This is a genomic window from Slackia exigua ATCC 700122 (genome assembly GCF_000162875.1).
GTDB lineage: Bacteria > Actinomycetota > Coriobacteriia > Coriobacteriales > Eggerthellaceae > Slackia > Slackia exigua.
This window is the reverse complement of the sequence record NZ_GG700630.1, coordinates 641,891-662,255: the sequence shown is the minus strand read 5'-3', so window position 1 is coordinate 662,255 and position 20,365 is coordinate 641,891. Positions and strand designations below refer to the sequence as shown.

General features: G+C 61.6%; 12 protein-coding genes, 1 tRNA gene and 1 riboswitch. Of the genes, 10 read left to right on the top strand and 3 right to left on the bottom strand.

Going from position 1 to position 20,365, the window contains the following annotated elements:
* The first annotated feature begins 8 nt into the window (after window positions 1-8).
* The 6 genes from mrdA to ade all read left to right on the top strand — a co-directional run bounded on the left by mrdA (window position 9) and on the right by ade (window position 9,231).
* The gene (gene mrdA, locus HMPREF0762_RS02900) at window positions 9-2,141 is read left to right on the top strand and encodes a penicillin-binding protein 2 (protein ID WP_006361904.1); all 2,133 of its coding nucleotides are present in this window, start codon (window positions 9-11) and stop codon (window positions 2,139-2,141) included.
* Window position 2,142: 1 nt separating this feature from the next.
* A complete protein-coding gene (gene rodA / locus HMPREF0762_RS02895) occupies window positions 2,143-3,351 on the top strand; it encodes a rod shape-determining protein RodA (RefSeq protein WP_050759672.1) in 1,209 nt (402 codons plus the stop codon).
* A gap of 142 nt (window positions 3,352-3,493) precedes the next feature.
* A complete protein-coding gene (locus tag HMPREF0762_RS02890; RefSeq protein ID WP_006361902.1) occupies window positions 3,494-4,753 on the top strand; it encodes a DUF697 domain-containing protein in 1,260 nt (419 codons plus the stop codon).
* A 50-nt stretch (window positions 4,754-4,803) separates the two neighbouring features.
* Entirely contained in the window at window positions 4,804-6,717 is a 1,914-nt protein-coding gene (locus HMPREF0762_RS02885) for a TIGR03960 family B12-binding radical SAM protein (RefSeq protein ID WP_006361901.1), read from the top strand.
* The gene (locus tag HMPREF0762_RS02880) at window positions 6,714-7,397 is read left to right on the top strand and encodes a TIGR03936 family radical SAM-associated protein (protein WP_006361900.1); all 684 of its coding nucleotides are present in this window, start codon (window positions 6,714-6,716) and stop codon (window positions 7,395-7,397) included. Before HMPREF0762_RS02885 ends, HMPREF0762_RS02880 begins: the two co-directional genes overlap by 4 nt.
* A 10-nt stretch (window positions 7,398-7,407) precedes the next feature.
* Window positions 7,408-9,231, top strand: coding sequence for an adenine deaminase (gene ade, locus HMPREF0762_RS02875; protein WP_040618867.1), 1,824 nt, complete (start codon window positions 7,408-7,410; stop codon window positions 9,229-9,231).
* 4 nt (window positions 9,232-9,235) lie between these two features.
* Here ade and HMPREF0762_RS02870 read toward each other — a convergent pair whose 3' ends face one another.
* Window positions 9,236-10,009, bottom strand: a complete 774-nt coding sequence (locus tag HMPREF0762_RS02870) for a DUF364 domain-containing protein (RefSeq protein WP_006361898.1) — start codon at window positions 10,007-10,009, stop codon at window positions 9,236-9,238.
* Window positions 10,010-10,291: 282 nt separating this feature from the next.
* Between HMPREF0762_RS02870 and HMPREF0762_RS02865 the strand changes: the two genes are divergently transcribed.
* The 3 genes from HMPREF0762_RS02865 (at window position 10,292) to HMPREF0762_RS08955 (ending at window position 15,628) form a co-directional block, all read left to right on the top strand.
* Window positions 10,292-10,368, top strand: a tRNA-Asp gene (locus tag HMPREF0762_RS02865).
* 262 nt (window positions 10,369-10,630) lie between these two features.
* Window positions 10,631-11,356 (top strand): DUF5067 domain-containing protein, encoded by a 726-nt coding sequence (locus tag HMPREF0762_RS02860; RefSeq protein WP_006361896.1) that lies wholly within the window; start codon window positions 10,631-10,633, stop codon window positions 11,354-11,356.
* 312 nt (window positions 11,357-11,668) lie between these two features.
* Window positions 11,669-11,744: riboswitch (cyclic di-GMP riboswitch) on the top strand.
* Between the two features lie 500 nt (window positions 11,745-12,244).
* The gene (locus HMPREF0762_RS08955) at window positions 12,245-15,628 is read left to right on the top strand and encodes a Cna B-type domain-containing protein (RefSeq protein WP_115314200.1); all 3,384 of its coding nucleotides are present in this window, start codon (window positions 12,245-12,247) and stop codon (window positions 15,626-15,628) included.
* Between the two features lie 182 nt (window positions 15,629-15,810).
* Here HMPREF0762_RS08955 and HMPREF0762_RS02845 read toward each other — a convergent pair whose 3' ends face one another.
* Window positions 15,811-17,295 (bottom strand): helix-turn-helix transcriptional regulator, encoded by a 1,485-nt coding sequence (locus HMPREF0762_RS02845; protein WP_160150962.1) that lies wholly within the window; start codon window positions 17,293-17,295, stop codon window positions 15,811-15,813.
* 295 nt (window positions 17,296-17,590) lie between these two features.
* On the opposite strand from HMPREF0762_RS02845, the gene HMPREF0762_RS02840 reads away from it, so the two are divergent.
* Window positions 17,591-19,264 (top strand): FAD-dependent oxidoreductase, encoded by a 1,674-nt coding sequence (locus tag HMPREF0762_RS02840; RefSeq protein WP_006361893.1) that lies wholly within the window; start codon window positions 17,591-17,593, stop codon window positions 19,262-19,264.
* 135 nt (window positions 19,265-19,399) lie between these two features.
* Here HMPREF0762_RS02840 and HMPREF0762_RS02835 read toward each other — a convergent pair whose 3' ends face one another.
* A complete protein-coding gene (locus HMPREF0762_RS02835; RefSeq protein ID WP_245935481.1) occupies window positions 19,400-19,861 on the bottom strand; it encodes an L-2-amino-thiazoline-4-carboxylic acid hydrolase in 462 nt (153 codons plus the stop codon).
* Between the last annotated feature and the right edge of the window lie 504 nt (window positions 19,862-20,365).

The following is a 20,365-nucleotide window of genomic DNA, read 5'->3' as shown; positions in this document are numbered from 1 at the left end:
GGATCGTTGTGGCAGCGGCGGTTATCTCGTTCGTTCTCGTGCTGGTCGCGGCAGCCGCGGCCTTCGTCATCGTATCCATGCGCCGTTCCGGCAAGGATCGCGTCGCCGTCTCGCGCGATGTCGCCTCGATCGGCACGTCCGCGCCGCTGCGCGGTGCGGAAACCGGCAAGGACGCCCAAACCGCCACGGCGTCGGGAACGGCGAGCGGCCGGTCGCCCTACGACCGCATCAAGAACCGCTTCGCCGCGCTCGGCGTGCTCATCGCGGCCGTCTTCGGGTCGCTTGCGGTCAAGCTCTGGATCATGCAGGTCTTAAGCGCCGACCGCTATCGCACGCAATCCGAGGACAACCAGCTCACCACGATCAAGACGCCGGCATCCCGCGGCCGTATCTTCGACGCCGACGGCATCGAGCTCGTCGGCAACGAAACGGTGCCGACGGTCCTGGCCGATGCCTCGGTCGCGAACGACCACAACGTGCTCGTGCGCCTTTCGGCCCTGCTCGGCATTCCTTACAGCATCGTGCGCCAGCGCATCCAAGACGCCTCCGGAGGCGCGCAAGCCCAGCGCGAAGTCGCCACGCACCCGCGCGAGCGCGATGTCGCGTTCATCTCGGAGCATCCGGACGCATTTCCCGGCATCACGATCGAGAACCGCTCGCATCGCACCTATCCATACGGCGCTCTGGCCTGCCAGCTGCTCGGATACTCGGGAACCATCGCGGCCGAAGAGCTCGAACGCATGCCCGTGGGAACCGACTACCAGAGCGGCGACGAGGTAGGGAAGTCCGGTGTCGAAGCGGCCTTCGAGAACGTCCTGTCCGGCGAGCATGGCGAGCGCGTCGTCGTCGCCGACGTGGACGGCACGGTGCATTCCGTCGAACGCGAGACACGTCCGACCCAGGGCAACGACGTGCATCTGACCATCGCCGCCCGCGTCCAGCAGGCCGCGGAAAACGCGCTCATCGGCATGATCGCGCCGGAAGGCGTCATCGGCGGGGGCACGGGCACGGCGGGCGCCATCGTCGCGATGGACGTGACGAACGGCGACGTGCTCGCCATGGCGAGCTTCCCCAATTACGATCCTGCCAACTTCATCGGCGGCATCTCCCAGGACGACTGGGATCGCTACAACGCGGACCTGGCGCGCAAACCCCTCATCAACCGCTGCATCGCCGGAACCTATCCGGCCGCCTCCACGTTCAAGGCCTTCGTGGGCATGGCCGCGCTCCATTACGGCATCGCGTCTTCGGACAGCGGCTGGAACTGCACGGGCACCTGGACCGGATTCGGCGACAAGTACGCGCAGAAATGCTGGAAGGAAGGCGGCCACGGGTACCTCGATCTCAGGGGAGGCGTCGTGAACTCGTGCGACGTCGTTTTCTACGACATCGCGGCCCAGTTCTACTATCGCTCCGACGATCTGGGCGAAACGCCCATGCAGGATTTCGCGATGAAGTTCGGCATGGGGTCGAAGACGGGCATCATCCTCTCGGGCGAAGAGGCCGGCAACGTGCCTACGCCCGAATGGAAGAAGAAGCACTACGCCAACCAGCCCGAAGAGGGGCAGTGGGTTCCAGGCGACATGACGAACACCGCCATCGGCCAGGGCAACGTGCTCGTCACGCCGTTGCAGCTCGCCGTCGGGTACGCGGGCGTGGCCACGGGCAAGCTCCCGACGCCGAACCTGCTCAAGGAGGTCCGCAATTCCGCAGGCGAGACCGTCGTCACCGGCACGTCCAAGCTTTCCGACATCGAAGGCGTCAACGACGCCGAATACTCGTTCATGCGCGACGCCCTGCGCGGCGTGGCCCTGGAGGACGGCGATGTGCCCGAGACGCTTGCGAAGGCGGGCGGCTTCCAATGCGCCTGCAAGACGGGCACCGGCGAAGCCACCGGCGATCGCGACGCCTATTCCTGGTTCGTCATGTACGCGCCCTACGATGATCCGAAGTACGTCGTGTCCTGCGTCATCGAAGACGGCGGCTACGGCGCCGACACCGCCTGCCCCGTCGCGGCCGATGTCATGGAGGCCTGCGTGGAATACGGCGCCGGCACGCTCGATGCCGAACTGACCTACGTCTCCGAAATCACGCGCTCCATCGAATACGTCGCCAAGGGCATGGCGAAAGGCGGCGAGTAGTATGGCATCTTCGGGATACAACCAGGTCGAGCATCTGCGGTTGCCGCACGATCCCGACAGCCGCCGGTCCCGCTCCTCGCGCCCGTTCATGCAGCAGGATTCCGCAGGCACGACGCCCTTGCAGCTTCTCGGCGTGCTCGCGTGCCTCGTGGCCTACGGGCTCGTCGTCGTGTATTCCGCCGTGCAGGGCAACGAAACCTATTCGTTCACCCGCCAGCTGACGGGCATCGGCATCGGCGCCATCCTGATGCTCATCATCAGCCGCATGGACTATCGCCAGCTCGCCGGCTACACGACGCTGCTGCTCATCGTGAACATCGTGCTCATCCTCTCCCCGCATCTGCCTGTGATCGGCGTCGAAAGCCACGGCGCGCGCAGCTGGATCAATCTCGGCATGCGCCTGCAACCGGGCGAGTTCGCCAAGATCACGGTCATCCTGCTTGATGCCGGGCTGATCGCGCGCTACGGTGCGCAGCTCGACGATTTCCGGGAATACCTTAAGGTGCTCGGCATCATGGCCGTGCCGTTCCTCTGCATCATGACGCAACCCGACTTGGGCACCGGTCTTGTGTACCTGTTCATCGACGCCGTCGCGCTCGTCATGGGTGGCGCGCGCCTGCGCCATCTGCTCATCACGCTCGCGGCCTTCATCGCGCTCATCGCCGCGGTCTTCGCTTTGGACGAGGTTCTCAAGGGCGCGACCGGCCAGTACCATCTGCTCAAGGATTACCAGCGCAGCCGCCTGTTCGTGTTCATGAACCAGGGCGAAGACTCCTCCGATAGCGGCTACAACCTCAAGCAGGCCATGATCGCCGTCGGATCGGGCGGCTTTCTGGGGAAGGGTTTCGGCAACGCGACCCAGTCGAGCCTCGGTTTCGTGCCTGAAGCTCCGACCGATTTCATCTTCTGCGTGCTCGCCGAGCAATTCGGATTCGTGGGAGCCGTTGCGCTTCTCGGGCTGTATCTGGCGCTCGTCATCTTCAGCATCCGCATCGCGCGCAACGCCGCCGATCTGCATGGAACGCTCATCGTCGCATGCATCGTCGGGATGTGGCTTTTCCAGATCCTCGAGAACGTCGGCATGAACATCGGGCTCATGCCCATCACGGGCATCCCATTGCCGTTCATGAGCTATGGAACGTCGTTCATGCTTGTGAATTTCATGCTCGTCGGCCTCATCTGGTCGGTGTATGCTCGCAGGGGAGCATGACGTTCGACGCCATGGTTCTCGGTGGCTTTCGTCTATGTTCGCCGTTGCGTCGTTTTCGGCCGACGTTGCTGCTGCGTCGGCTTGAAGCAGGAACCGAGGGCGGCCGCCGGGCCGGTTCGATACCAGGAAATCGGAGGATTGCATGAACATCCCTATCGATATCAAGACGCTGCTTGCCGGGGTGACCGACGTCGAGGCCGCCCGCATCGTGCCTCTGTCCGTATCGGTTCTGATCGACGACTCCGCGCCCGCCGATCTTGCCGCATTCGTGCGTTCGAGCTTCGCCTCGGCATCTCCTCAGGCGCGCGTCTCGCTCAACTACTTCCATGACGGTCGCGCGCTGTTCGATCCCGAAAGCGACATGGTCGTCATAGCCGCAGGCACGACGCCTGAAGTGGGCCAGGTGGCGGAAGACGTCCGCCGTGCGCGCATCCCCGTCATGGTGGTCACCGCAAGCCCCGCGGCGGTTCGGTCGGCGGCCGAGGCCGCGGGCGTCCCGATTGCGCCTGCCGATCTCATCGCTCCTGATCAAGTTGCCGGGTCTGACGTGATTCCGCTGTCTCGGCCTGTGGTCGTGCATTCCGGAGCCGTCGCGGTTGCTGCTCCCGATGCGGCCGTTGCGCCCCGCGGCATCGCATCGGATGCCGCCATGGCCGGCGCTGCTTCTTTCGAGCCCATTCCGCTCTCGGTCGACATGATGGAACGCCTCGCGCTGCGCATGGGCGAATGGGTCGTCGCGACGTTCAAGGAGACGCGGCTGTCGTATGCCCAGGCATTCGATTTCGTCCGCCGTCCGCTCGCGCTCGAATCGGTGCGGTCCACGGCCGCGCAGAACGCGGGAGTCGGCCTCGTGGTCGTCATCCCCGGTGCCGACATGCCGGTCATGACCGCGAATCAGGCGAAGATGGTGCTCGAGATCGCCGCCGCCTACGGGCAGCCGCTCACGGCCGACCGAATCAAGGAGCTTGCGGCCATCGTCGGCGGAGGCTTCGCCTGGCGCGCCGTCGCTCGTCAGATCATCGGCGTGGTCCCAGCGCTCGGATGGGCCGTGAAGGCCGGCATCGGCTACGGCGGCACGGTGGCCATGGGCACGGCCGCCATCGAGTATTTCGAACACGGCGGCACCGTGGGCGGACTCATCGGCGCGTTGAACGAGGCGCGCGGAAAGGCCGTTCGCGCCTTTGCCTCGACGTCGGCCGGTCGCGGCATGAAAGATCGTGCGCGCGCCGCCGGGCGCACCGTGGCACGCAATGCCGCAGCGAGCGCAGGGCAAACGGCCAAGAATGCGGGACAAGCTGCCAAGGATGCGCCTGTCAGGCTTGCGCGCGCAGCGAAATCGGTCGCCGCGGCCGCCGCGACGGCGGCGATCGGCTCGCTTCCTGGAGCCGGCGCTCGTCGCTAACCAATCGCCTTCCCAGGGCTTCAAGACCACGATTCGAAAGAGCAGAGCGCATGACAGACCTTTGGCCTCGCGTCGAGAGGCTGCTTCGCGAAAGCGGGCGTGCCATCGAGCGTCCCGCACGCTATCTGAACCATGAATGGGGATGCACCTACAAGCCTGAAGCATCCTACCGCTTCGTGATGACGTATCCCGACACCTACGAGCTCGGGCAGGCGAACCAGGCCATCCGCATTCTGTGCAACTGCGTGAACGCCGTGGAGGGCATGGCGGCTGAACGCGCGTACCTGCCGGCGGACGACATGTGCCGCGCGATGCGCGACGCGGACCTGCCTGCGTTCTCCCTCGAAAGCTGCGCGCCTATCGGCGAGTTCCAGGCGGTCGGCATCACGCTCCCGCATGAGCTGGCGGCTACGAATGTGCTCGAATTCCTCGATCTTGCGGGCATCCCCCTGCGCGCCGATGCGCGGGCGGCCGCCGAAGCCGCCTCTGCTGCCGCAGGACATCCGTACCGTTTCCCGCTCATCGTCGCGGGCGGCCCCTGCACGTTCAATGCCGAGCCCTACGCCCCTTTCTTCGACGTCATGCTCATCGGCGAAGGCGAGGAATCCCTTCCCGAGCTGCTTTGCCTCGACCGCGGCATGCGTGTCTCCGGGGCATCGCGCGAAGACATCCTGCGCGCGATGTCGCACGTGCGCGGGGTCTATGTGCCTTCGCTCTACGACATTGTTGACGAAGAGGAGGCGCAGGCCACGGGTTCATGGGCGCATCCGCGATTCGCGGACGTGCCCGCCGTCGTCGAGAAACGCGTATGGGAGGCCTTCGCGCAATCCGATGCGTACGAGCCGGTCATCGTACCGTATGCCGAGCTCATCCACGACCGCCTGAACGTCGAGGTCCTGCGCGGATGCGCGCGCGGCTGCCGGTTCTGCCAAGCGGGTATGATGTATCGCCCGGTGCGCGAGCGCTCTGCCGACAACATCGTCGCCGCCGCGATCCGCGGTCTGGCTGAAACGGGGTACGACGAGGTCAGCCTCACGTCGCTTTCCACGACCGACCACAGCCAGATCGAAGAGATCCTGCGGCGCCTGAACCGCGCGTTCGAAGGCAAGGGCATCTCGGTCTCGGTGCCGAGCCAACGCCTCGATTCGTTCGGCGTGGAGATGGCCGAACTCGTCGCCGGCGGCAAGCGCGGCGGCCTGACGTTCGCCCCCGAGGCGGGCACGCAGCGCCTGCGCGACGTCATCAATAAGAACGTCACCGAGGAAGACCTGTTCGGAGCCATCTCCGCCGCGTTTTCCGCCGGCTGGCGCCGCTGCAAGCTCTATTTCATGATCGGCCTTCCCACCGAAACCGACGACGACATCAAGGGCATCGCGAGCCTCGTGCAGCGCGCTTACGACGTGGCGAAGAAATCGGTGCCCGAGGACCAGCGCGGCAGCGTGCGCATGAGCGCCTCCTGCGCGCTGTTCGTTCCGAAGGCCCAGACCCCGTTCCAGTGGGACGGGCAGATTCCGCCCGAGGAAGCCTATCGCCGCATCGGACTGCTGCGCCGCTCGGTGAAGTATCGGGCGGTGGATATCCACTGGCACGAGCCCGACGGGTCGATCGTCGAGGCCATGATGAGCCGCGGCGGACGGGAGGTCGCCGACGTCGTGGAGACCGCCTGGCGCATGGGCGCCAGGTTCGATGCCTGGACCGAGTTCTTCTCTCTGGAAACCTGGCGCGCGGCCTGCGAAGCCTGCGGCGTCGACATGGACGCCGTCGCCCAGACCGATTTCGACACCGACCGCGTCCTTCCCTGGGCGCATCTGTCGGCCGGCATCCGCACGCGTTTCTTCCAGCGTGAGCGCAGGCTGGCGGCGCAGGAGCGCACGACGCCCGACTGCACGTTCGATACCTGTTCGGCCTGCGGCATCTGCATGGATTACGGCGTCGGCAACGAGATCTGCGAGGTGCGCTCATGATGGAAGGCGAATTCCGTATCCGCGTGACCTATGCGATGACGGGGCGGCTCGTCATGCTTTCCCATCTTGAGACGGCGCGTGCCATCGAGCGCACCGTGCGCCGCTCCGACCTGCCCTTCGCGGTCACGCAAGGGTTCTCTCCCCATATGAAGCTCGCATTCGGCTCGGCGCTGCCGGTCGGCGTCGGCGGGCTTGCCGAGATCTTCGACGTCACGATGACCGCATTCGTCCCGCCTGCCGAAGCGCTTGCGCGCCTGCGGGCCGCGAGCGCGCCCGACCTCATGCCGTGCGATGTGCGGTATATAGATAAGACGGTGAAGGCGGCGAGCGTCGCGTATCCGTTTTCCACGTATCGCGTCGAGCTCGCGGACGGTGCGGACGCATCCGTGCTCAAGGTGCCGGAAGAGATCATCGTCGTGCGCAAGAAGAAGGAAAGGCACCTGATCCCGACCGATTTCCTGGTCGGCGGCATGCATGCGGACGGCGGCGCTCTCACCTTCACGCTCGAGTCGAAGCCAAGCGGAAGCCTGCGTCCCGACGTGCTTGTGCAGACGATGCTCGATGCGGTCAGCCATGCGGCGGGCGAGCCGGCCGGCGCATCGGCCTCCGAGCCCTTGCACGTGGCGTCCCTCATGCGCGTCGCCCAGTCCGAGAATGCGTCTGCCGACGGCAGGCCGTGAGGAGGAACCGATGATCAAGCGATTCTGCATGCATCCTCTGTGGGAGGTCACGCGCACGCTCGTCGACGTGGCCCAAGGCAGGCGCGCGGCCGACGTCGTGGTGCGCGGGGCGACGCTCGTCAACGTGTGCACGGCCGAGCTTCAGGAAGGCATCGACATCGCGATCGCCGAGGGCCGCTTCGCGTATATCGGCGCAGATGCCGCCCATTGCATCGGCAAGGGCACGAAGGTCATCGATGCGCATGGGCTCTTCGCCGCGCCGGGGTTTCTCGACGGGCACATCCATGTCGAGTCGTCCATGATGGGCGTGACCGATTATGCGCGCGCCGTCGTGCCGCACGGCACCGTCGGCATCTACATGGATCCGCACGAGATCTGCAACGTTCTCGGCCTTGACGGCGTGAAGCTCATGGACGAAGACGCCCGTCGCGTGCCGCTTAAGACCATGATCACGACGCCCTCGTGCGTGCCGGCGGTTCCCGGGTTCGAAGACACCGGCGCCGAGCACATGACCGCGGCGATGATGGCCGAGACGATGGACTGGGATTCCGTCGTGGGCATGGGCGAGATGATGAACTTCGTCGGCATCCTCGCGGGCGACGAGAACGCGCATGGGGAAGTCGCCGCCACGCTCAAGGCCGGGCTTACGCCCACGGGCCACTACGCGGTGCCCGAAACGGATCGCGGGCTTAACGCCTACATCGCCTCCGGCATCACGAACTGCCATGAATCGACGCGCGCCGAAGATGCCATAGCGAAGATGCGTCTCGGTATGTGGACGTTCTTCCGCGAGGGGAGCGCGTGGCGCGATCTGCACCAGCTGGCGCCCGCCATCACCGAGCGCTCCGTGGACACGCGCTTCGCCTGCCTGGTATCCGACGACAACCATCCCTACACGCTGCTTTCCCAGGGCCATGTGGACCACCTGATCAGGCGTGCCATCGAAGAAGGAATCGACGCTGTGACGGCCATCCAGATGGCGACCATCAACACGGCGACGTGCTTCCGCATGGATAACGACCTCGGATCCGTCACGCCGGGCAAATGCGCCGACCTGGTGCTTTTGGGAAGCCTCGGAGACATCGACGTGCAACGCGTCCTGATCGACGGCGATGTGGTCGCCGAGGAAGGGCGCGCGCTCTTCGATCCCGAGCCGTTCGTCTATCCCGACTGGGCCACGCATTCGGTGCATGTGGGGCGCACGATCGACGAGGACTCGTTCATCGTTTCGCCCGATGGGCTCGCTGAGAATGCGACCGAGGCGACGATCCGCGTCATCGAGGTGGCATCGGGCACGGTTCCCGACTTCGAACGGCGCGCGACCATCCCCGTGCGCGAGGGAAGGCTTGAATCGGATGTTTCTCAGGACGTGCTCAAGACCTTCGTGTTCGAGCGCCATCACGAGACGGGCAAGTTCGGCGTCGGTTTCGTGAAGGGCTTCGGCATCAAGGGCGGGGCCATGGCGTCCACGGTCGCCCATGATGCGCATAACCTGCTGGTCGTCGGAACGAACGATGCCGACATGGCGCTTGCGGCCAATACGCTGATCGCATCCCAGGGCGGCATGGCGGTCGTGCGCGACGGGAAAGTGCTCGGGCACGTGCCGCTGCCGGTGGCGGGACTCATGAACGCACGTCCGGTCGAGGAGATGGGCGAGCTCGTCCATGCGCTCGAAGATGCGTGGGAGGCGATCGGGTGCACGATGACGAGCCCGTTCATGACCATGGGGCTTATTCCACTTGCCTGCATTCCCGATCTGCGCCTGACCGATCGCGGGCTTGTGGATTGCACCACGTTCGAGTTCGTCGACCTGTTGGCGGAGGACGAGGCTTAAGCCGTCATTCGCGGCAGAGCCGCGTCATGAGAAGCGCGCTTCCGAAGCGTATCGTGCCGCCCGACTTCACGGCGCGACGCACCCGCTCCACGTCTCCGACGACGCTGCCGGCCAGCATGTTCACGCCGTGCTCGAAGAGCATCGGCGACATGACGACCGACGGGCCGACCAGGGTCACGTAGGCGTTGCGCGCCAGTTCAAGCAGACGGGGCGCGGTCTTGTTCTCGAAGGTCACCCCGGTCATGAAGACGAAGTCCGCCTCGGGCAGCACGTATTCGCAGGCCGGATCGGGCGTATCAAGCTCGCTTCGGCAGTTGCGCTCCAGCACGGTCAACCTCGCGTATTCGGCGATGCGATCGACGTGGGGGAAGTGTCCGATGACGACGACGTGCGCATCGCCTTTCGCCTCTATGCGCGGGCGCACGAGCTCGAAGGCGTCCATCTTGCGGATGCTTCCGTCGGGAAGCTCCTCGCGCTCCTCGTATTCCGCGCCCAAGGGGTCCAGCAGCCTGCGCTGCCCGTACCAGGCGTTCAGGGCGGCTGTGCCGAGCGTGGCCTCTTCGAAGCTCCATGACTTCGCAAGCTCGGCCATCTCGCGTAGCGGCAACCCCCGGAAGTCGCGTTCCTCGCTGTTGCGCGCGCCGCCTCGGCATGTGTAGGACACCCCGCAGCCGCTTTCCGCCTCCACGTAGGACCAGCCGATGCCGAGGCAGTAATCCTTCGCGAGCACGTCGCCGGGAATCCCTTCGATCAGCGCGTCATACAGCCTCCAGGTCATAACGCCTTCCTTTCAATGGGCGGACGATGCGTCTTACAGTATAGAGGACAGCCTGATGGATGCCTCCGTTCATGCATCTTCCAGGACGTGCGAACGGGTTTGCGCGACATGGGTTCGCGATGGCGGTGAGACGAGCGACGAACGATGCGGTTCGTTGCGGAAGCGGCTTCGAAGAGGTTGTGTCGCGAATCCGCGCCCCGGCATCTTTTTTCGAAAAAATCCTTGTGCGTCCGAATGATTCAAGATACTATATCCAAGCTGCTTTGAGAGAAGCACGCAGATGGGGTGTTAGCTCAGTTGGTTAGAGCGCCGGCCTGTCACGTCGGAGGTCGCGAGTTCAAGTCTCGTACATCCCGCCATCGAACGCAAAAGCCGCTCTTCGGAGCGGCTTTTTTGATGCAAGGATTTCTCGGTTTCGAGCTTTTGGAAAAAGAGCGTTCTCCGATTAAGAGATGGAAAGACTCACGTTTATCCCGTTTTTCGACCCAAACGAGCATGCATTTCATCAGAAGGGTTGCGGGGGGGGGGTCATCCGATATCCTCTGCCCGTTATCGCTTGAGAGACGCAGGGTAGAGGAATGGCTCTCTTAAGCTTGCAGATAGGGAGAAAGGGAAAGAATCATGTCGGATTTGAACGTGAATATCGAAAAGAAGCCAACCTCGGGCCTTGCCATCGCAGGTCTCGTCTTGGGAATACTCGCCATCGTGACCTCTCTCATTCCCATCATCAATAACGGATCGTTCATTCTTGCGCTCATCGGCCTCGTGCTCGGCGTGGTGGGACTTATAGGCATTCGCAAGGGGACTAAGGGCGGAAAGGGAATCGCGATAGCGGCTATCGTCCTTACGATCGTTTCCATCGTCCTTGTGCTTATTTCTCAGCAGGTTTATTCCGCCGCCATAGACAAGGCCTTGGACAATTCGATGTCCGAGGCGAACAGCGCTTCCAGCACGGATGAAACCAGCGCTTCGTCGGATGCTGTTGCAGCTGCTGACAAGACCTCGTCCAAGTATCAGGTATCGATCGATAACGCGATGGTGACGACCGACTACAACGGCGATAAGGCCATCGTCGTAACGTATTCTTGGACGAATAATTCCGACGACACCACGAGTGCCATGGTCGCGCTGAGCGAAAAAGCCTTCCAGGACGGCGTCCAGCTGGAAACAGCATTCGTGAACGACCTTGATAACGACGGACATATGGCAGACGTGAGGCCCGGAGCCGGTACGACCTATCAAGTGGCCTATTCCCTCAAGAGCGATTCCGATGTCGAGGTAGAGGTTGCAGAGCTGTTTTCCTTCTCCAAGGAGAAGATCGCGACTGCGACTTTCAGCGTAGCGTAGCTCGATCGCGTCGATTCACCTAATCATCCATACGCGAGGTTCGTCAGCTTAAAGTGGCGAACCTCGCTTTCGTTCCTATATGATATAAATAAACATACATATAAGGGAAGTAGGTTGATACTGAGAGAATTCATATCGAGTCGCATTCATTCCATACTGCTCGCGATAAGATGGTACATGTACGATAAAGACGTAATCTACCTGGATTTTAGTATCGTATACCCGTATCGACCGCTTGCCGAGTCCAATGTACGTTCAAGCATACTTTTAATGAAAACGTTGTACGTACAGCATGAATAGCGTATAGTATCCGCAATTACTCGGCAAACCCGTCGAAAGGCGGCGACGCAAAGCTACAGGGCCTTTCATATGGCAGCCAGCTGCAACTCTCGTAAAGGTTGCGGCTGGCTGCCGTTTTGTATAGCGAAGGAGGAGGCATGGGGGGGGGTTCTCCGCTTTTAGAGCTCACTGCCTCGCTGCGTGCAGCGGTTGTTCCCATGCCCTTCGATTTTTTGCGCACATTCCGATATTTCTCAAGGGCCTTTTCTGCGCCCTCATTCCTTTGCTCCCCCTCCATCTCTGGCAATGCTATTGCCCCTGGCATGCCGGAAGGGGTTCTTTCGCGTCGTTCCTCTTCCTCTGCGTGATGCATACGGTGCGCAGGGAATGCATGCGGAAGCTGACCCCGACATGATGCGAGCCGGCGGAGATCCGCCCCGCTTCCACCGCATCGGACGGGGTTCCGTCCTTCGGGCCGCCTCCCTGCGCGGCCCGAAGGGCTTATTCGTTTTCTTGGCGGGAAACGGGATTTGCAGGGTATTTCACAAGGGTCATGGCCGCACGGAGGCGCGCCATGCGCAGGATACGACCATTCAAGGAAGGGAAGGCATGAAGAAGACGATACGCTACCTGATGAGCGTCATTCTGGCGCTCGGGATCTGCATTTCGGGAGGTGCGTTGCAGGCGGCTTTCGCCGACGGGGGCGTTCCTGTGAACGTCACCATCACCAAGTTCCAGATTCTGAATATTAATAAAGAAGAAGTGCACTCAATCTATCAGAGCGATAGGTTCTATCTCGCGATGGATTGGGACGCCAGCGCCGCCGGGACGAACATCCACGAAGGCGACTACTTCGACATCACCCTTCCGGATAACATGAAGTTCCCAGCCGGCACGACCGCGCAAGATTTCGATTTGGAAGACGCCGATGGGAACGTCATTGCGAAGGCCCACGTCACTCCCGGGCCGGGCGATGTTGGCGGCACGGTGCACGTCACCTTCACCAAGGCGGCGGAGAACAAGTACAACGTCAAGGGCACGATGTATCTGGCCGCTCAGTTCGATGAAACGAAGATAATAAAAGACGCGGAAAATATCTTCACCATTACGGTGAATTCTCAGGCGTTCAGCGGTAGCGTGATTGTCGAGGGGAGCAAGCCGCTTCAGGACGAGCCTCTGGCCAAATGGGGCAAGCCCGTACCTGGTCATGAAGATCAGGCCGAATGGAACGTCCGCATCAACCATAAGAAGGCCAATCTTCCCAATGCGGTGATTTCCGACAGCCTGTCCGGCGGCAACGGTGACGAGCGCTATATCGCGGACAGCTTCAAGCTTCTCGAGGTCGAGTTCAACGAATACGGGGGTATCGCTCAAGAGATTCAAACAATCGATCTGACAGACAAGCTGCAGATAGCCCCCGACGGCCGGTCGTTCACCATCAATCTGGGGAACGTGAACGGCAAGCAGTACCGTTTGTATTACAAGTCGACGTACCATGCGGGCACGGTTCTCAAGAATAAAGCGACCCTTGATGCGTCGTCGTCTCATAGCGAGGCCTCTTATAGCTACCAGTCCGCCAACTCCGGCGGCACCGCCGGCGGCGACCTGGCGAGCAAGATCAAGCTGACCAAGGTCGACGCCGACGACAACGCGGTCGTGCTCAAGAACGCCGTGTTCACGGTGACCGCGCCCGACGGATCGACCTTCGAGCTCACCACGGGCGCCGACGGCACCGTGACCTCGGGCGTCCTCACGCAGGGCACCTACAAGGTCAAGGAGAAGACGCCTCCCGACGGATACGAGCTCAACGACGAGGAGTACACGCTCGAGGTCACGCCTGCGGGCGGCGCGCTCAAGACCATTACCGACAAACCCATCAAGATCGACGTCGGCGTGACCAAGAAGTGGGTCGGCCCCGAGGGCGGCGAGGTCACCGCGCACCTGCTCGCCGACGGCGCGGACACCGGCAAGGAGCTCAAGCTCAACGCCGGCAACGGCTGGAAGGGCACCTTCGACGACCTGCGCAAGTACAAGGCCGGCACGGCCGACGAGATCGCCTACACCGTGAAGGAAGACCCGGTGCCGAACTACGACGGCGCCGTTACGGGCGACGCGGCCTCCGGCTTCACCATCACCAACACGAACACCGAGACCGTGGACGTCTCCGGCACGAAGTCCTGGGAAGACGACGACGACCGCGACGGCGTGCGCCCCGCCTCGATCACGGTGAACCTGATGAGGGACGGCGCGAAGGCCGACTCCAAGACGGTGACGCCCGACGCCTCGGGCATGTGGGCCTACGCCTTCACGGGCCTTCCCAAGTACGATCCCGCCGACGGCCACGAGTACGCCTACACCGTGACCGAGGAGGCGGTCCCGAACTACGAGACCGAGGTGAACGGCACCGACATAACCAACTCCTACACGCCCGGCAAGACCTCGGTCACCGTGACCAAGGCGTGGGCCGACGCCAACGACCAGGACGGCCTGCGCCCGGCATCGATCAAGGCCCAGCTCTACGCGAACGGCAAGCCCTTGGGCGATCCGGTGGAGCTCTCCGAGGCCAACGGATGGACCCACACCTGGACCGGCCTGAACCTGAAGGAGGCCGGCAAGGCCATCGCCTATACCGTCAAGGAGGCCGGCGTGCCGAGCGGCTACGACGTCGCCGTGGCCGGCGACGCGACGGCGGGCTACACGGTCACGAACACGCATACGCCCGCGACCGTCGACGTCCCGGTCGAGAAGAAATGGGTCGGGCCTAAAGGCTCCGAGGTCACCGTCCGCCTGTTCGCCGACGGCAAGGACACGGGCAAGGAGTTCAAGCTCGACGCCGATAACAACTGGTCGGGCGCGTTCTCGGGTCTGCCCAAGTACGACCACGGCCGCGAGATCGCCTACACGGTGACCGAGGCCGAGGTCGCAGGCGTCGATAGCTCCAAGTACGGCACCGCCGTGGCCGGCGACGCGGCCTCCGGCTTCACCATCACGAACACGAACAAGGAGACCGTGGACGTCTCCGGGACCAAGTCCTGGGACGACGATAGCGACCGCGACGGGGTCCGCCCCGCCTCGATCACGGTGAACCTGATGCGCGACGGCGCGAAGGCCGACTCCAGGACCGTGACGCCCGACGCCTCCGGCGCGTGGGCCTACGCCTTCACCGGCCTTCCCAAGTACGCCGCGGACGGCCACGAGTACGCCTACGCCGTGACCGAGGAGGCGGTCCCGAACTACGCCACCGAGGTGAACGGCACGGATATCGTCAACTCCTACACGCCCGGCAGGACCTCGGTCACCGTGACCAAGGCGTGGGCCGACGCGAACGACCGGGACGGGATGCGCCCCGCGAGCGTGAAGGCCCAGCTCTACGCGGACGGCAAGCCCCTGGGCGATCCGGTGGAGCTCTCCGAGGCCAACGGCTGGACCCACACCTGGACCGGCCTGTTCATGAAGGAGGCCGGCAAGGACGTCGCCTACACCGTCAAGGAGGTCTCGGTCCCCAAGGGCTACGAGGCCTCGGTGGCGGGCGACGCCAAGGCGGGCTACACGCTGACCAACGCCCATGAGCCCGAGACCGTGTCGGTCCCGGTCGAGAAGAAATGGGTCGGCGGCGAGGGCGGCGAGGTCACCGTGCGCCTGCTCGCCGACGGCAAGGACGCGGGCAAGGAGCTCAAGCTGAACGAAGGCAATAACTGGAAGGGCTCCTTCGACGGGCTTCCCGCCTTCGAGGGCGGCAAGCGGATCGCCTACGCCGTGGCCGAGGACGCCGTGGAGGGCTACTCCTCCGAGGTGACCGGCGACGCCTCCAAGGGCTTCACCGTCACCAACACCAAGGACGGGAGGCCCGAGGCCCCCGCCCCCGGCGGCGGCAGGAAGGCCATGCCCAAGACGGGCGACGGCACGGGCGCCATGGCGCTCGGGGCCGGCCTCGCGGGCCTGCTCTCCCTGGGCCTGCTCGGCTTCGCCTTCCGCGGGCGCAGGGCTGAATAGCCCGGCGCGGCCCGCAGGGGCCTGACGCCGCTGCGGGCGCCTGACGGAGACGCGTCATGCGAAGAGGCCCGGACGATTTAAACAGCCTCCCATTTCTTAGACAATGAGAAATGGGAGGCTTCTTTATGGCGGGAAGACTATCTTGGGAGGCGGCGAAGATGAGAGGTTAGGAGCGGGTTTTTTCATCCATCTTGCCTGCCCTGCTTAACGTCATGGCATGCATCTTCGATCCTGTCTATTAATTCTTGCCTTGAGTGGACGCCTGCTTTGACATAGATGGATTTCACATAGCCCTTTACCGTGTTACGCGTAAGGAACAGCGTTTCGCAGACATAGGCGGTATTGCGCCCGCGAGCCAGAAGTTCGAGCACTTCTGTTTCACGTTTGGTCAGATTGCATGTGCATCCAAGCATGCGGCATGCCTGCATATACCCTTCTTCCGAGACCTTGACGGCGGATTGGGCTTGTCGTCGTTCCTGCTCTTCCTTCATACGAAGGCGTTCCTTCGCGGTTCGTAGCTGACTGCTGCGTTGGCGGCTGTCTATCAGGTAAAAGGTTCCGAACATCGCATAGGTCAAGATAAGAATCAGCGATGTGGAGTGAAGGAGCATGTGATATGACTCGACGCCGAAGGCGGATGGCAAATGCAATCCGAACAGGAATAGAATGCGTGATGCTCCGAAACTCCATGCGATTACCGTGATAGCACGACGTCGGGAGCTGCCAAGTTCATCGATGACGAGTGAGTATAAGAGCAATCCGCTAAGCTGAAATGAGAGAGAAAGGATCAGGGTCACTCCAACGAAGGGAAGAATGAGCAGTGCGACGGCAAGTACGGCGAACACGACCTTGACAGCAAGGTCGTAGCTTCTTTTGCGGCCGAATTGCTGCCAGAAAAGGAAGATGACAGCTCCAATCGGTGCTCCTATCGCAGATGCATAGAAGCCGAACGCAGGACCGTCTTGCGTCATCGCCATAGCCTCGACGACTCCGTAGGCCAAGGAGACAAGCACAAGTCCGGCGAAAGGGAAGGCTAGGGATTGGGGCAGGGTGACACGGTTATCTGTCAGCCATGGATGGGGCTTGAATACGTCGCCAAGGTAAGACTCGTTGTCTGCCAGGTCTTTCGTTGCAAGTCTCCAGGCGAAAACGCCTAATGTTCCCGACACGACCACGGAGCCTGTTGCTGTTATAGCCATGCGATCACTCAGAATGGACCATAGAATGATGAATGCAAGCTCACCGATGAGGGCCTGCCATCCTTGGGTAAGAGCAGCTCTGTGTTCGGTCAAGCAAGTAAGTAAGCCGAACCAGAAGAACATTGCGAGCGAAAGTCCCGCTCCGCATGACATTCCCGCTGCGAGAAGCGAGGCATCGGACTCGTTATAACCTACCGTGGTCGAAAGCAGGATTCCTATGAGCGCGAGCGCATATCCGGTTAGAGCGGATAGCGGAATGAATCGGCTTCGTAGGCGCAGGATTGAGGCGCCGTAGATTATCGATGTTACGAGCGATGCCCAGGCAGCGCCTGCATTGAACGTACGGTAAGCCCATTCTGGAGCATCGGGCATGAGTGCGTGAGGGAAGAAGCAAACAACGTTTGCATAGCATAGGAGTCCGAATCCTACGAGCATCGTCAAGAACATCTTGCTAGTTCCGGATTTCACGAACTTTCTCCTTGCTTCCTTCCGCGTGTCCGTCCTTGCTCCCATGTTCGCTGCAGTGTCTCTTCATTTCACTTTCACGCATCGGCATGGATGCCTTTCAAGGAAAGGTTTAGGCCGCATTTTCAAGTCTACCGCTTTCATGCTTTGAAATACCCCCTGCCGGGGTCTACTCGGACACGTTCGCGAAGAGTAGGGTCTTCCACCAGAACCGCATATGGATGCGGAGAAATGATCGCTATGCCGAGCATCGCGACAGGTTATCCAGGGCAAGAATCTCGGAACAAAGGAGGAGTGTATGGATAAGGGAATTTCGCGTCGAAGCTTCTTAACGGGTGGCTCTGCCATTGGCGCCCTTGCAGCTTTTGGGATCACGGGATGTGCCTCTGAAGTGGGATCGGAAAGTCGATCGGCTGCAGACGAAGCCGATTGGAAGCAGTCTCTCAACGTCGATATCGCATCAACGTTGCCGGGGAATACAGACGAATCGGTGGACGTGTCCAAGACCGTGGAATGCGACGTGGCGGTCATCGGGGCCGGATGCTCCGGCATCAACGCCGCCGTGCGCGCCGCCCAGGAAGGTTTGAGCGTCGTGCTTATCGAGAAAACCGACACAATTGGCGGTGCGAGCTTGGACTCATGGGCTCCGTCGGCCTATAACAGCTCGTACGCTCAAGAGGCGGGGGTCGTTACAGATACTGACCCGATCATCGAGGCGTGGGTTGCAGACTGCCATTGGAGGGTTGATGCGTCGGCTGTTCGCCAACTTGTCAACACTTCGGGCGAAGCGGTCGATTGGATGAGGGAGAACGGCTGGGATTTCAAATATGTGGGCATGGGGTCCGATATTACCGCGCTTCCCGACTACGATACGCGCGAGCCTTTGTTCAGGGAGATGCTACGCGATAGTGTCGAACAGAACGGCGAGGTCATAACCGGTACAGCCGCAAAACACCTGGTTATCGATTCGTCCGGTGCAGTTATCGGCGTGGTTGCAGTTGATGGGTCGGATGAGGGAATCCAGGTGAATGCGCGAGCTGTCGTTATCGCAACAGGCGGATACGGCGCCAATGCTCCCATGGTCAAGAACGCTTTTGGCTTCAAGGGCGTATTCGCAGGACTGCCGCAGAACATCGGAGAGGGTTTGGAGATGGCATGGGCCGTCGGCGCGCAGAAGCCGCAGAATTTCGGAGGCCAGATGCTTCATCAGACTCTTGCGCGAGCCACGAGCAAGCTCGTATCGGAATTCGATGCGTTCCCTGCAAAGTACCCCATGATTCTGACCTATGTCGCCAATCTTTTGAATGTGGGCTCGACAGGGAGACGTTTTCGCAACGAGTCTCTTGTTCTGAATGCGGTTCCTTCGGCAAATTCGAGTGCATACCAGGGATCATTCCACTATGTGATTGTTTCCCGAGGCATTATGGATGCGCTTGAGAAGGGTGGTCTCGCGGAGCTTGGCGTGGACTATACTCCGGGACTGCCTCCAGAGTACAGACCCGAATATGCTTTGGATACGCCTTGGAAGGGCATAACCGACGTGTTCGATCGGATGGTAGCAAACGGGGACGGATACAAGGGAGATACGCCAGAAGAGCTTGCCCAGTCGGCCAGAATGGATGTAGACGTTTTCGCCGGCCAGCTCGCGCAGTACGATGAGGCATGCGCTTCCGGTATTGACGCTCAGTTCGGCAAAGCGCAGAAATACTTGAACGCTTTAGGAAGCGGTCCGTACTATGCTGTCATTGCCGAGGAGAACAACCTCTGTTCATGGGGCGGATTGCTTACCGATGCGGATTATCAGGTGCTTGACGGTGATCGTTTGCCTATTAGGGGTCTGTACGCCGTGGGCAACGAAGCAGGCGGCAATCTTTACAACGACACCTATGTCGGTTTCGGTTATGGCATGGGTAATGCTATAACTTCTGGATACATCTGCGGCAGCAAGCTCGCAACATCGATGGGACGATAAGGACTGTCTGTTTGCGGCATCGTATAAGGTGAGCTTCGTGGTTTGTCGCCTCGAAGCTCACCGGTGGATGTGCGCTTTACGAAGACAGAGCTGCAGGCGATGAGGCCGAGTCTTATATATGGCGCGCATCGAGCGTTACCGTCCTTCTATCCGGAGGCTGAAGTCGCAGCAATCGTCGCCGCGCCCCAGGGTCTTCGTTCTATGCCAGATGAGTTTGGGATGAAGGTCTGCATAGCAGATATCGTCGCTGTCGCAGAAGCAGCCGCATAGCTCGGGGCACCCATATGCCCCGCAGACGTCGTAGTAGGGGCATTTTGCCATATCGATGCGCCAGACCCCATCGCCGATCTGGATCTCGTCCGCCTCGAATCCCGCCGCCTCGTTGAACGATGCACGTGTTCCCTTGGCGAACACCCAAGGCATCAGACGATACATGCCGGGGACGTGCATGAGTCTCTCGAAACCCTTGCGTTTCTTCCACGCATTCGACTCGACACATGCGTGGATGGCGAGGAACGCCTCTTCCTTCGGCATCACGTCCTGCAGCGTCTCGTATGCGGCGATGCTGGGAAGAATCTGCGATTCGAGGTGTCTCATCCTCTCCTTCGACGCGTCGGCATTCTCTCGTCTCAGGACGCTCAAGCGTTCTTGCATCTTTCGAACGAGGGCATCTGCCCGGTCGGCGCTTGCCTCGCGCGCCATCTCATCGAAGCTCTCCTCGATATAGCTTCTTTTCACGGGAACCACGTCCTTCCCATGTGGCTTTTCACGCTATGGGGGATGGTGCATCCTGCTTTATTGTACGGCTTGATGACGAAAAGACGCAACGAGTTCGCAATGTTGGGCAGCGCACCGCCCGGTCCTTTCCCCGTCTCGTCGAATGTGCGCGTGCTCGCGATATACCAACAAGTTCAATAGGTATTTGAACTGCGGAAACAATCGAGTCTCGGAAGAAGATTCTTCGCATTCGCCGTACGATTCATGGTACTCTAGAACATCGGGGGACCGCCATACGGCCGGGCGGAGGGATGCCGATGCTCTTCGGCATTCGAACCTCAAGAGGGGCGCCGACAACATTGTCGGTATATGCATTGCAGGGGG

What these genes read in the sequence shown, in the direction of transcription:
- rodA (WP_050759672.1), top strand. Translation starts at nt 2,143, where the DNA reads ATGGCATCTTCGGGATACAACCAGGTCGAGCATCTGCGGTTGCCGCAC.
- HMPREF0762_RS02890 (WP_006361902.1), top strand. Translation starts at nt 3,494, where the DNA reads ATGAACATCCCTATCGATATCAAGACGCTGCTTGCCGGGGTGACCGAC.
- HMPREF0762_RS02885 (WP_006361901.1), top strand. Translation starts at nt 4,804, where the DNA reads ATGACAGACCTTTGGCCTCGCGTCGAGAGGCTGCTTCGCGAAAGCGGG.
- HMPREF0762_RS02880 (WP_006361900.1), top strand. Translation starts at nt 6,714, where the DNA reads ATGATGGAAGGCGAATTCCGTATCCGCGTGACCTATGCGATGACGGGG.
- ade (WP_040618867.1), top strand. Translation starts at nt 7,408, where the DNA reads ATGATCAAGCGATTCTGCATGCATCCTCTGTGGGAGGTCACGCGCACG.
- HMPREF0762_RS02870 (WP_006361898.1), bottom strand. Translation starts at nt 10,009, where the DNA reads ATGACCTGGAGGCTGTATGACGCGCTGATCGAAGGGATTCCCGGCGAC.
- HMPREF0762_RS02860 (WP_006361896.1), top strand. Translation starts at nt 10,631, where the DNA reads ATGTCGGATTTGAACGTGAATATCGAAAAGAAGCCAACCTCGGGCCTT.
- HMPREF0762_RS08955 (WP_115314200.1), top strand. Translation starts at nt 12,245, where the DNA reads ATGAAGAAGACGATACGCTACCTGATGAGCGTCATTCTGGCGCTCGGG.
- HMPREF0762_RS02840 (WP_006361893.1), top strand. Translation starts at nt 17,591, where the DNA reads ATGGATAAGGGAATTTCGCGTCGAAGCTTCTTAACGGGTGGCTCTGCC.
- HMPREF0762_RS02835 (WP_245935481.1), bottom strand. Translation starts at nt 19,861, where the DNA reads ATGAGACACCTCGAATCGCAGATTCTTCCCAGCATCGCCGCATACGAG.